The organism is Spirosoma terrae (genome assembly GCF_010435915.1).
In the GTDB taxonomy this organism is placed as follows: Bacteria; Bacteroidota; Bacteroidia; order Cytophagales; family Spirosomataceae; genus Spirosoma; species Spirosoma terrae.
In genome coordinates this window covers 113,069-126,428 of record NZ_JAAFZH010000013.1, presented here as the reverse complement: position 1 = coordinate 126,428, position 13,360 = coordinate 113,069, and the positions used below count along the sequence as shown (strand labels likewise).

At 47.8% G+C, this 13,360-nt stretch carries 8 protein-coding genes; all 8 read right to left on the bottom strand.

Annotated features, from left to right (window positions below; translation table 11 throughout):
* Window positions 1–258 precede the first annotated feature (258 nt).
* Window positions 259–2,151 carry a CocE/NonD family hydrolase gene (locus tag GK108_RS23280; protein WP_163953686.1) on the bottom strand — a complete coding sequence of 631 codons (1,893 nt, stop codon included), beginning with the start codon at window positions 2,149–2,151 and terminating at the stop codon, window positions 259–261.
* A 115-nt stretch (window positions 2,152–2,266) separates the two neighbouring features.
* Complete coding sequence (locus tag GK108_RS23275; RefSeq protein WP_163953684.1) at window positions 2,267–3,847, bottom strand: TolC family protein; 1,581 nt, start codon at window positions 3,845–3,847, stop codon at window positions 2,267–2,269.
* On the bottom strand, window positions 3,847–5,199 hold the full coding sequence (locus GK108_RS23270) for an HlyD family secretion protein (RefSeq protein WP_163953682.1): 1,353 nt from the start codon (window positions 5,197–5,199) through the stop codon (window positions 3,847–3,849). Before GK108_RS23270 ends, GK108_RS23275 begins: the two co-directional genes overlap by 1 nt.
* A complete protein-coding gene (locus GK108_RS23265) occupies window positions 5,192–6,193 on the bottom strand; it encodes an ABC transporter transmembrane domain-containing protein (RefSeq protein ID WP_163953680.1) in 1,002 nt (333 codons plus the stop codon). The genes GK108_RS23270 and GK108_RS23265 overlap by 8 nt, the downstream gene beginning before the upstream one ends.
* Window positions 6,194–6,632: 439 nt before the next feature.
* Window positions 6,633–7,556 (bottom strand): aspartate carbamoyltransferase catalytic subunit, encoded by a 924-nt coding sequence (locus tag GK108_RS23260; RefSeq protein WP_163953678.1) that lies wholly within the window; start codon window positions 7,554–7,556, stop codon window positions 6,633–6,635.
* Window positions 7,557–7,696: 140 nt separating this feature from the next.
* The gene (locus tag GK108_RS23255; RefSeq protein ID WP_163953676.1) at window positions 7,697–11,320 is read right to left on the bottom strand and encodes an ABC transporter permease/M1 family aminopeptidase; all 3,624 of its coding nucleotides are present in this window, start codon (window positions 11,318–11,320) and stop codon (window positions 7,697–7,699) included.
* A 4-nt stretch (window positions 11,321–11,324) separates the two neighbouring features.
* Window positions 11,325–12,209 carry an ABC transporter ATP-binding protein gene (locus GK108_RS23250; protein WP_163953674.1) on the bottom strand — a complete coding sequence of 295 codons (885 nt, stop codon included), beginning with the start codon at window positions 12,207–12,209 and terminating at the stop codon, window positions 11,325–11,327.
* 261 nt (window positions 12,210–12,470) lie between these two features.
* Window positions 12,471–13,322: a DUF2911 domain-containing protein gene (locus tag GK108_RS23245; protein ID WP_163953672.1), complete on the bottom strand. Its 852-nt coding sequence runs from the start codon at window positions 13,320–13,322 to the stop codon at window positions 12,471–12,473.
* Window positions 13,323–13,360: the final 38 nt, after the last annotated feature.

Below are 13,360 nucleotides of genomic sequence, written 5' to 3'. Positions count from 1 at the left end.
TTTTTATTTAGACTCTTTACAAATAAAATTTTAAACTTTAGCCTGCTCTGGTACGTGTGTTTAGGCTTCAAGTCAAGTGGTGAGTTGTCTCCAACAGCATCTTGTTTCGTGTCTACGATTATGCTGTTTGGCACAAACTGATCAACATCTTAGGTATAAAAAAAGAAAAGCGGATCATTCCAAAATGCTTTCTGGAATGATCCGCTCGCTTGATCTTTGACAAAGTTTAGAACTTTGTCAAAGATGGTAATGGAAAAACTACTTTTTCACAACTGGCAATCGAATTTGTGACGGATACTGCGCTGTGTGAATAATCTGATTATGCGCAATAACTCCCTTTGATTCGGTATAATTATCGCCACCCGTATTCATATTTCGGTCAAATCGCGGAAAATTACTGCTCGATATTTCAATCCGGATGCGATGACCTGGCGCAAAGAAATTACTCGTCGACATGGGGCTCAGCGTAAGCTTATACACTTTCCCTTTTTCCATCCAGACCTCTTTATCGAAACCATCGCGGTAGCGGGCACGTAGTATGGTTTCGTCCAGATTATAGGCTTTGCCATCGGGATATACATCAATCAGCTTAACCGTAAAATCGGTGTCTTTAGCATCCGATGATACGTAGAGCGTCGGTTCGATTGAGCCGGTAAGTTCAACGCCCTCGGCGAAGGGCTCGGTTGTATAAACCAGAATATCCTGCCGTGTTTCCATCTGATGCTGATCAAAGGAGCCACCCTGAACGGCATTGCCGGTGCAGCATACATTGCCGCCATAGGAAGGTACCGGGTAGGCGGGGTCGTAAGCAAAGGAGTCCGGTTTTTCGTCTTTCCCCAATGGCTTGGTTGTCAGTTTACCGTTACCATATAGACTATTGGCTCGTCCACCGCTCGACAGATAATACGTCGTCATGTCGATATTAGCCGGGGGCCATGTATCGGAGGTCTGCCATTTGTTAGAACCCATTGTGTAGTATTTGACACGGGGCATATTTTTTACTACGTCGCTATTACCGCCTTTAAGCCAATGGTCGAACCAGCCATAAATCATGGTGTCGTAATCCAGCCGGGCGTCGCCCACGCTACGTTCGCCCACGACGGTATTAGCCGTGGCCCGTTTGTAAGCACAGTGTAGGGTAGGAGCAATGACCAGATACTGATTATCACGAACCTGCGGATCAGTGGCGTTTTTGCGAACGTGATTGAATAGAGCCAGATTAGGCCCGGTCGATACGTCATACCAGGACGCAAACCAGTAGCTCGGAACACCAAACGGCATATTGTCGTGATAGAGTCCGCCTTTGTACCAATCGGGATCATTCGGTTTACGGGCGATCATTTTTTCGTAGATCCCTTTCTGACCATTTACATTTTTGATAATGTCCTGAACCGGCAGGAATTTCAATCCTTGCGACCAGTCGACTTTAGGCATTTCAGGCGCCAGATCATAAAAGCGCGAAACACGGGTCAGGTCGTCGCTGGTGGCGGTTTTAGGGAAAAGTGGGCGTGCAAACTGATCGACCTGCGTACCGTATAGCCAGGCCGTAAACAGCATCTGCTGTGCGCCACCCCGGTACCAGTTACCTTGCTCATAAAAGGGTCCGACTCGCCCAACACCCGCACCAAACCCCATTGGAACCATGGCAGCATGAGCCGGATGATCCAGGGCTGCTACGGCCATCTGCCATTCGGCCGTTGAGGAGCAACCATACGTACCAATCTTGCCATTCGACCAGGGTTGTTTGGCCATCCAGGAAAATGCATCGTAACCGTCGGTAGTGGGTGGCCCCAGAATATCCCAGTCGCCTTCCGAGAAGAATTTACCGCGTTCGTTCTGAACAACATACGCATAGCCTCGTTTTACGGCGTCGAGCGCTGCCTGATACGTATTGGGCTTTTGTTCGCCGTCGCCCCAGCTGTTGAAGTTGTAGGGTGTTTTCGAGAAAACAATGGGGACTTTTTGATCCGTTTTAGGACGATAAATGTCGGTTGCCAGTCGAACGCCATCGCGCATGGGCATCATTATTTTTTGTTCGATGATGGCGATTTCCTGCAATTGCCGGAGTACATCGTCCTGCGCGTGCACGTAGTGCGTAAGGCACAAAAAACACAGAAAAAAAAGTGGGAAGAATGTAGAGGGGTGTTTCATTGATGAGGTTGTATGAGTAGGCTACGTAGTGAAATAACGCATTTAGGGTCATAAAACAAAAGCAGGGGCTACCACGTGGTAGCCCCTGCTTTTGTTTTATGACCCTGATTACTGCTTACCGTGTGCTTACGTTAGAGCCAGCAGCATACCATAGGCTAGCCAGGGCTTTCTGTTGTTTCGAACGAAGTTCTTCCAGTTTTACCTGAAGATCAATCAGCTTCGACTCCCGGCTGTTGACCAGAAACAGGGAACTTTCGCCCAACTGAAACTTCTCTACTTCGGCCCGCACCAGAATCTGCTGATTCGCTGTTGTTTGCTGCTGCGTAGTAATTTGTCGTTCAAGAGCAGCCAGTTCGTTCCAGGCACGTTGCACATCGTTGACAATATCGCGGCCTGCCTGCTGCCGTTCGAGACCTGTTTGCTGATTCTGTAGCTGAACCTGCCGAAGCCTGCCCCGTTCCGAACGTAGAAAAATCGGGAAGGCCAGATCAATGCCAATTTTATGATTATCCGTTTGAAAACCGTAGTAATTGACACCATCGGCGGCACCGGCGGGCAATGGTCCCCGGCTTAACAACATGGCTTCCAGATTTACTTTCGGTAACAGCAATGACCTACGATAACGCTCTTCAAGGGTTAACTGCTGTTGCCGATTGCTGAGCCGAATCAGTTCGGGATGTCGCTGTGACGCTCGTTCGACCAGCTCCTGAATCTGAATCTGATTGGCCTGGTTGAGCGGAGCCGCCTGCGGAACGACCGTAGCCGGTAAATCAATCGGCTGGGGTATGGCATCCGATTGACTACTCCACAGAAATGTACTAAGCAGCAGGCGTGTATTTTGCAACTGAACATCGGCCTGTTGCAATTGTACCAGACGATCCTGAGCCGTAATCAGTGCCTCGGTTGTATCAACTGCAGCGGCATCACCGATCAGATTACGTTCCCGAATAGCCAGAAATCGTGTCTGGGCTAGTTGGTACCCTTGCTCAAGCCAGCGAAATTGCTGATAGGCCTGATACCAGTCCCAATAGGCTTTGGCTGCGTTGAGCAGCGTTTTGTTAATCAGGTCGAGCTGTTTGGCTTCGGCCATATTGACCGACAATTGGGCCTGACGTAACGTGTTTCGCCGTGAATCGATCAGTAATCCCTGGGTAATCGGTACGTTTAGCCCCAGGTTCAGAAGACCAGTCGGCGGTACGTTATTTTCGGGATTCAGGTATTTACCGACATTACGGTCGTAATACATCTTTACATCAAGTCCCCCCGGCAACACAGGTACCGATAGGCCCGACCGCCATTTTTCGTAATACAATGTATTGCCGAAGTTCTTTTTGGCGTAATCAGTCAACAGTTTAGGGTCGAACGCCCCACGTGCCTGCAAAACCTGCGTTTGGGCTTCCTGGCTTAGCAACGTAGCCTGTTTTACGATAGGATGGTGTTGCAATACCGCCTGGTAGAACTCTTCTGCCGTAAAGGTTGGCAACGTGTCGGTTGCCAGCGTTAGGTTCTTTGGGGGAGTTACCGCGCCTGACGTAGTACCCGATGTAGCAATGACCGTACGTGATAGAACGTTCGTTTCCACTGGCGGTATCAATCCACCTGGTGCATTGATAGGAGCGGGTGTTTGCTGTCCGAAAAGAGAACTTGACCAAAGTAGGAAACCCCCAATCAAACTGTAAGAGAGGTGTGGTTTCATTATTTTTCAGCCTTATCAGGTTCTTGTTTTAAACTTGGTGGAAATCCGTTGAGCTGCCGCCATATTTCATACCAGATGGGAACATCGTCGAGCATCACCCAGCCTACTACGCCAGATCCTACCCGTAATTGTCTGGGCCAGGGCTGATCACCCGGCATTACCTCGGGACGTACTAACAACCGATATTTACCATCCGTGCTGCTGACGGCATCAATAACGGCCACTTTACCTCCAAACGTACCGACAGCAACGGCCGGCCATCCCGAAAACTGAATAGCTGGCCAGCCGTCGAACTGGAGTCGCACAATACGGCCCCGCTGGATCAACGGTACGTCCATGGCACGGACGTAGAGTTCAACGGCCATTGCCGGATTGTCGGGCTGCAACGTAGCAATCGATTCGCCCTCTTTGATTGTTTCGCCAATACCAGCCTTGAGAGCGCGGACAATGTAGCCGTTCTGTGGGGCACGAATCACGTAAAGACCGCGACGTACGTTTACGTTGCCAATTTTATTACGCATAACGGCAATTTCATTGTTAGCGCTGGCCTTACTCGATACTGCCGAACTCCGGTCCGACAACGTTTTGGCTATTTCCTGCTCATATTTTGCCTGAATCAATTGCAGATTAAGTCGCGCATTGGTTAATGCCTGACGTGATACGTCCAGTTTGTTTTCCTGAACGATAACTTTCGCATAATCCTGCTGAAGCGTGATTCGTCGGCTTTCCAGGTCGGTCAGCGAAAACAAACCATCTTTAAAGCCCTTCTCATACCGTTCGAGCCGGGCCACCGCAATCTGATAATTTCGGCGAATGGCTTCCAGGTCAGCGCTGTCGATTCGTACCTGTAACTGGCTTTGTTTGACTCGGTTACGAGCCGAAGCAAGATCTACTTTAACGCCTTCGCCCAGCGCCCGCATCTGACCGTCCAGCGCATTGATTTTAGCGTCGTTGGCTATACGTGAGCCTTCTTTCGCTTCCAACTGTTCGCGGAGTCGCTGTGGCAGGTTTGGATCGAAATACTCGTCTTTTATTTCGGAAATAATCAGCAACGTATCGCCTTTCTTCACGTACTGACCTTCCTGTATCGACCAGTGTTCGATTCGGCCAGCAATCGCATTCTGGAGCGATTGAGGGCGATCCTGTGGCGAAAGAGCCGTTATTGTACCTGTACCACTGATGTTCTGCCGCCAGGGCAGGAAGAGGATAATGATGGTTAAAATCAGAAAAAACAACATCCAGCGGCCTAGTTTCCGGCTGCTTCGCGGATGCGGAAGTTTCTGTAAGGATTTGAGCGGATGGGCAGCTATAACCTGCTCGGCGTCAATTTCCTGATTCGATATATTAAGCATGGGCTGGTGTATCTGTTTCGATGGGTAAATCGGTTACCATTCCAATTTTTTCAATGCTGGCCAGCATATCGAAAATTGTGTCGAAGCTGGAAATTAATTTGTCGACAGCAGCTGTCACTAATACGATAACTAGCTCTGAAGCAACAAATTGGCCCAACGACATTTCGCGACTCACGACCAGCGAGGTACCTAAAATCAATAAACCGCCCGTAACCAGCATGCGGAAAGCAATCGAGGTATAGTAAAATCGTTTGAGAATGCTAAAATGCTTGTTCCGGTTTTTTAGATAACTGGCCAGGTGCTGATCAATCTGATCGATGGGTTCGCGTGGGTCATCTAGCGCACGATTTTGGGATACGGCCAGCGAGTATGTTTCGAGCCAGCCAACAACCTGATATTTGTCGCTCGATTCTTTAATGCTCGTATAAGTCCCCTCTGGTCCAAACAGACGAACAACACCGTAAATAACCAGCAAGGTCACTACGCCAAATCCAATGAAAACAGGATGATAAAAAGACAGTAGAATGATCCCGAACAAAATCTGAATGATTGCCGAAGGCAGATCAATCAGGATTTTCGACATACCCTTTTGTAGGGTGACCATGTCGAAAAATCGGTTCATTAATTCCGGTGGGTAATAAGCATTTAATGCCTCGGGTTTGATACGTGGTAAACGGTAGGTGAATTCAAAAGCTGCTTTAACGAAAATTCGTTGCTGGATAATCTCAACCAGTGTGTATTGGACAACTGTTAAGAGCCCGCCCACGAGTACGCCAATAATGACCAGACCGATCATTACGTATACGGAGCTGAACAGCATACCACTGGAAACCAAATTGAAAACGGCCTGAATACCAAGTGGTAGTGTGAGGCCGATTATGCCTGTGATGATGGCAAATAAAAGTGTGTAGACGATATCTTTTCGTTCTGTACCCAGCAGCCGCATCAATCGTCGGAACGGCGATGGTGGGGGATGGTGCGTATTAACCGCCATATTTCAAAATAAATATTAACATTAAAAAGGCATTAAAATCCTTGTAATGACAACGACGTGATTAGGATTTTGGTTTACGCTGATTGAGGAAAGAGAGGAATTTGAGCAGAAAAATTCACATTTTTTAACAATTTACTAATTGTATTATTTAGGTAAATAATAAAAATCAGGCAAGATTTTTTGTTTGTTTAGTCTTATAATTGGCTGGATATTAATATTTTATGGGTAAGCGTGTCTTGTATTAAAAAGAGATTCGCTTAATTTTTGCTTAGTCTACACATTGAGACATCATTTGTATTTATACGCATTTTAATCTCGTATAGAACTACTAAAGGCAGTAATTGTTGATTACTTAAGTAAAATTGCTTGCTCATGTAGCAATAGAGCTACCCAAAAGAGGTAGCTCTGTGCTGATATTAATCTTATAGAATCTAGGTGCTTAAAGCTGGGCTAGTAAGTAGAGTACAGCCATACGTACGGCAACGCCATTTTCGACCTGATCCAGAATAATACTATGAGCTGAATCAGCCGCGTCAGATGTTAGCTCGACACCGCGGTTAATTGGGCCGGGGTGCATCAGGACAATAGGGCGATCCAGCTCGTCGAGCATTTGTTTCGAAATACCGTAGTAAAGCGAATATTCACGTAAAGACGGAAAATACTTAATCTGTTGGCGCTCCAGCTGAATACGTAGCACGTTTGCTACGTCGCACCAGGCCAATGCTGCCCGAACATCGTGGCCGACTTTAACGCCGAGCGATTCAATATGCTTTGGAATAAGTGTCTTCGGGCCACAGACCATTACGTCGGCTCCCTGCTTCTGCAAACAGAAAATATTCGACAGCGCAACGCGGGAATGGGTAATGTCGCCGATAATGGCAATCCGTTTGCCGGCTACGTCGCCGAGTTTTTCCCGGATCGAAAACGAGTCAAGCAGGGCTTGAGTGGGATGCTCGTGCGTACCGTCGCCTGCATTCACTACGTTGGCTTTAATGTGCTTGGTGAGGTAGTGCGGAGCGCCGGGGCTACTATGGCGCATCACCACCATATCGACCTTCATGGCCAGAATATTGTTGACCGTATCGAGCAGGGTTTCCCCCTTTTTTACCGAGCTGCCCGACGCTGAAAAATTCACTACGTCGGCTGATAAACGTTTTTCAGCCAGTTCAAACGATAGTCGTGTGCGCGTTGAGTTTTCAAAAAAAACATTGGCGATCGTTACGTCGCGCAAAGAAGGTACCTTTTTGATTGGGCGATTGATTACTTCCTTAAACTGACTAGCCGTCTCTAAAATGAGCTGAATATCAGATGGAGTGAGGTCTTTTATACCCACCAGATGGCGGACACTGAGCGATTGGGCCATGGGAGTGATGCTGCTAAAAATCTGGCAAAGATAGCACGCATCGGAAATATAGAACGCAGATTCTTATGATCTGTATGATTACTAGTTATAATAATCATACAGATCATAAGAATCTGCCGGGCGTCGATACGATTCTGTACTTACAAGGACGTTACCCGTTTCAAATTGTCGTCTGGTACCCGATCAACCAGAAAATTGATTGGATCAATTCCGGCTTCATACGGCTCCTCTTTTACTACAAACGTGTATTTTCCATCCTTTTGCCGCATCCGTTCCCGACGAATGGCGAGCAATTTTCCCTGCTTTTTCCCGTCGGCTGGTTTACCATACACACCAACGTCGATCAGGTCGTTGAGTTTCGTTGGTGTTTCCCGACCCAGCGAATCGGCATAAAATTTCTCAGCCTGAACGTTGATCGTTACGTCGTATTGACCATCCGGCCGTTTTTTCGATGAAACAGCCGTAGCCCGATTATTAAATATGGTAATTCGCTCGAACTGATCCGTGATAACCGCTTGCAGCGAATCGGGTGTGTTTTGACGGAACAGGTCTACCATGTTATACGAAACCGGGTAAGGTGGCTGTCGATAGGCATACTGATCGATGGTAGCCCGAAGAGCCTTGTTCACGGCTTCTTCGCCAATCAGCTCTTTTAGATAATACATAACCGCACTACCCTTGTTATAGTGAATGTAGCCCTGGTTCTCCACCTGCTCGAGCGGTACTTCTTTCAAGGACTCCGTTCCGCGCGATGACAGATACCGATCCATTTCGTATTTTAGGAAGCGCTTCATCCGGCCTTTGTCGTAGGCTTTTTCCATCACCATCAGCGCTGAATATTGCGCCTGCGTTTCTGACAGCATGGTAGCGCCCTGCATATAGGCGCCTATTACCTGATGCGCCCACCATTGGTGGCCCATTTCGTGCGCTACTACGTATTTGACCATGTCGATATCTTCTTCGGGGTCTATTTTGGAAATAAAGCCAATAGACTCTGAGTAAGGCATCGTGCCAGGAAATGCCTGCGCAAATCGGGAATAACGCGGAAATTCAATAATACGCGCCTGTTTGTGGTAATACGGGCCAAAATGTTTGGTGTAATAAGCCAGTGACCCTTTGATGGACTCCATCATATCGCGGACGTTGTACGGATGTTTTTTGTCGTAGTAAACTTCCACATCGATACCATTCCATTTTTCACGGGCGACCTCATAATCGGCCGAAATGAATGAATAGAAATTAAGCGATGGATGGTCGAGCTTGTACTGAAAATACCGGCGAGGCTTACCATCTTTTGTTTCCTTCCATTCTTTCAGCAATGATCCGGGCGCAACCGCAATCTGATCGGGCGACGTACTGATGGTGGTTTCGACCATGACCCAGTCCGAATTGTTGCTGATGTAATGATCCATGCAGTTGCCCGTACAGTTTCGTTCGAGCTTCGGCATACGGGCCTTTTCGGGTAAGCCGTATTTCTTACGGTCGTTTTTATCCGATAGCTCGCCCTGTTCCTGATAGCCGATTTGCGGGGCAATGTCGAAACTATCAAAAAAGGAGCCGTTCTGATTGATTTGCTTGGTATACTGTACCTCATTTTCAAAGCCATGCGTCATTTTTCTGGTTACAAAACGCAGATGTAGCGAATCGCCGGGGGCGAGTGCCGGGCTGAGTTTGTAAATGCGGTACGAAAGCAACGAATCGTCTAAGGCTAGTTTGGACCGATCCAGACTAATCGAGAAATCGAGCCGGTTGGGTAATACAATGTGTACGGAATCGATTGGTTTGTCGTGTCGATTGACCAGTACGTAGTCGCCATTGACGATCAGATTGCGCTCTGCCGGATAGACCTCAATGTTGTATTTAACAGTGCTGATACGGGGTTGTGGCCGCTTTTCGTAACGCTTGTATTTCTGTTCGTACGATACCTGCCGCTTTTCGGTCACTTTCGGCGTTACGTAGTTGTTTACTACGTTGGTATTATAGAAGATGAATCCGCCAACAAGCAGCAGAGTGACTGCTATACTGCTCAGAATAAGCCGATTCGAGCCGTTCAGCGACTGACTGGCCGCCCGGAACCGGTTCCGCCAGCTCGTATCTTTACCGCGAACCCAGAATAGAATAGCGACCATTCCCAACACGGCAATCCATAACGTCCAGTACACGCGGAACCATACCAGCGATTTAATGTAGGGTCCCCAGCCGTTCATGTCTGAGTATGTATAGCTGGGCGATGCGTTGTATTGCACTAAATTGCTTTGCACGTCAAGCGGTGTCCAGATATACGCGTTGGCAATCAATAAGGCGACCACGACAAAAAAAGCGACGTATTTGTTGTTGACGAGCGTATGCGTCAGCATCGATAGCATCACGATGGGAGCTAATCGGAGAATGTCGATGGCCAGGAATTCAATGAGATATTGCCCTAACTCAATGTTGGTATAGCCCATCAGTAGCTGAGTCATAACCCCCGCCACTATACAAAGAATCTGAATGATGACAACAATACCCATCATGGCCAGAAACTTCCCGACAAACACACTCCAGTTGCGGTGCGGCATGGCATCATAAATCTGATCGAGGTCGGCGTCCCGCTCTTTCCAGATAATTGCCCCGGAATAAAAAATGATGATGGCAAAGAGAAAGAGAGAAATAGTGCTGTGGATGAGCTGGATAACCTGATACGTAACGGGATAGGAGCTGAGACCGTAAAATTTGTTGGCGTACTGCAATGAAAAGCCCATGTTCATGAGGCCGAGCAGCAGGATAATAATAAAGGCTGTTCCTGTAATCGTTCCCCAGAAATCGGTTTTAAAGACACGTAGCGCCTGCACCCACTGAGCCGACTTCCCAAAATTCAGACTTACCTGAGGCAGGCTATGAAGCGGTGTGAAAACGTCTTTGCCGGTTGCGTCATCGGACAGGCTGTTCCGGCGTTTGCGTACCTTTTTAACCTTTTCTTCGAATGAAAAACGGAAATACGTAACAACAATAAAAAGCACGCCAACACCAAGCCAGATCAGGCGGTTGATCAGTTCCAGACTGTGCGTTAAACCCACCGACTGCGTATTCTTTTCACTGACTGTCCAATATTTCGTGATCAGCTGAAAAGGGCCAACGCCTAACGCATCGAAATACGTAGCGAGATGTTCATTTTCAACATCGCCCAGGAAATTTCCGGCTACTAATTGAGCAACGAGCAAGGCAATGGCTCCAATAAAAGCCGTGATAGACGAGCGCGTGAGCGCGGCCAGCATGAAGATAAAGGCTCCGGCCAGAAACGTATTCGGTATAGCAAAAATCAGAAAGCTGTTCAGGTGAGCCGACCAGACAATTGGACCGTAGCGCTCGGCATCGGTGGCGCCTGTCAGCAGGCCAATCCAGGTGCCCAAAATCATCCCAAGCGAAATACCCAGAAATGGAATCAGAGCCACAGTAAAGGAGCCCAGGAAACGACCAGCCAGATAATCGAACTTGCGAATCGGCGATGAAAAAACTATCTGATTCGTCTTGTACGTAAAGTCACGAATGGCCGCACTTTGTACAAATGCCGTCGTCATCAGAAGGGCGAAAATACACCATACCGCATACTGATTCTGAATAACATAGGGTGCGTTTTTATAGATGTTGCCGAAGGAGCCACCAATCGTCAGATCGTCGGAGGCCGTAGCCCAGGAAAACATCAATACGTTAACCAGCAGAAAGATATACACCATTGGCTGTCGTAGCCAGTAGCGTAGTTCGAACGTAAATATATGTCGGAACATAGGCTTAGGCGGCTACAGTGTTGCTGTGTTCAATGGTGGAAAAGAAGACGTCTTCCAGGTCGGGCTGGGCCGTTTGAAACCCTTCGCCCGGATCGGTTTCGCTGAAAACATGAACGAGTGGTTTACCCGCCACCAGCTTGTTTGAAATGACTGTATAGTTTTGCTGATACGTGGCTAATTCCGTTTTGGGAATTGATTTTTCCCAGATTTTTCCTTTCAGCTTATCGACCGATGCCTGTGGAGAACCACTGTATAGAACACGACCCTTGTGGATGATGGCCATGTTGTTACACAGTTCCATCACATCCTGAACAATGTGCGTCGACAGAATAACGATGACATTCTCACCGATTTCTGACAACAGGTTATAAAACCGGTTGCGTTCGCCCGGATCGAGGCCCGCCGTTGGTTCGTCCACGATAATCAGCTTCGGATTTCCAATAAGGGCCTGCGCAATACCAAAGCGTTGTTTCATCCCGCCCGAATAACTGCTGACCGCTTTCTTCCGGTGATCATACAGATTGACCCGATTGAGCAGGGCCTTCACCAGTTCACTACGTTCCCGGCCGTTGGTAATTCCTTTCAGAATGGCCAGATGGTCGAGAAGGTCCGTGGCCGACACTTTAGGGTAAACCCCGAATTCCTGGGGCAGATAACCCAGTACACGGCGTACGTCGTCTTTCTGGGTCAGTACGTTCAGATCATCGAGCATAACCGTACCGGAGTCGGCATCCTGTAACGTAGCGAGTGTTCGCATGAGAGTCGATTTTCCGGCGCCGTTCTGCCCCAGTAAGCCATACATACCATTCGGAATGGTTAGTGATACGTCGTTAAGGGCGTGAACGCCATTGGGGTACCGTTTCGAGAGGTGTTCGATAATCAGTTGCATACGGGAAGAGAAGGAGATTTATCAAAAATAAAAAGGCTCGACTAAATCGATGGTTTTTTTGGGTAAACGGTTGCGGATCATATATAAATGGCTGACCAACTATTCATTTTGCCTTTAAAACGCAAAAGCCACCTCGTATGCTGCGAGATGGCTTTTGTTGAAATAGGTAGCCTGGACGTCTACGTCCGGGTGTAGTTATTAATTTTTATACCCGGACGTGGACGTCCAGGCTACAACAACATGTCGGACGATCCGGAATAACTACTTAGCGCTAGCGATCAGATCATTCGCCATTTTTACGTAGTCACCATTTTTGGCGGCTGTTGCCAGTTCTACGGTTTTCTGAGCGCTGGCAACGGCGCTTTTCTTATCGTTAAGCTTCATCTCGATCCGGGCTTTCAGCAGCATGATCCAGAACGCCTTCGGATTCATCTCAACGGCTTTGTTAACCCAGGTTAACGCCTGTGGCAAATCCCGGTTTGTCTCATAATAGTAACTGGCAGCCTCAAAATAAGCTGGCTTTTCAGACGCCATCGATGCTTTGATATTCTGGCTGATGATTGGATCAATATCGACGGTGATCGGAACACCAACGCGGGTCTTATCCCACATGATTTCCAGCGTAGCCGAACTAGGCAGGATATCAGCCATGTTGACGGTAAACGTTTCGACTTTATAGGACAACGTTGTTGGTTTTACCTGAACCCGAGCTACTTCGTTCTCCTGTTTGTAATCGGCTACGTTAGCACCCAGATTCAAATCCTTGGACAACATTACCTCCCAGCTTGTTTTGCCTGGAATAGTGAACAGACCATAGGTCCCGGCCTTTACCTCTTTTCCGCCGAATTTAACGTCGCTTGAGAACGTAATTTTGGTAGTGGCATTAGCCCCTGTCCGCCATACTTTGCCGTAAGGAACCAGATCGCCGAAAATGGTCCGTCCTTTGGTAGCAGGTCTGGAGTAGTCAATCGTGACTTCGCCAAGACCAAAACTTTGTTTGGTGCTTTGAAATGGGCTGGCCGCTGGAATTTTTAACTGAGCCCAACTAAAAGTAGTTGTGAATGCCATCAGCAGGGCGACTGCTGACGTACTAAATAAACGATTGCTCTTCATGGAGAAAAAATGATGAGATTTCTCGCAAGGTACGAAGG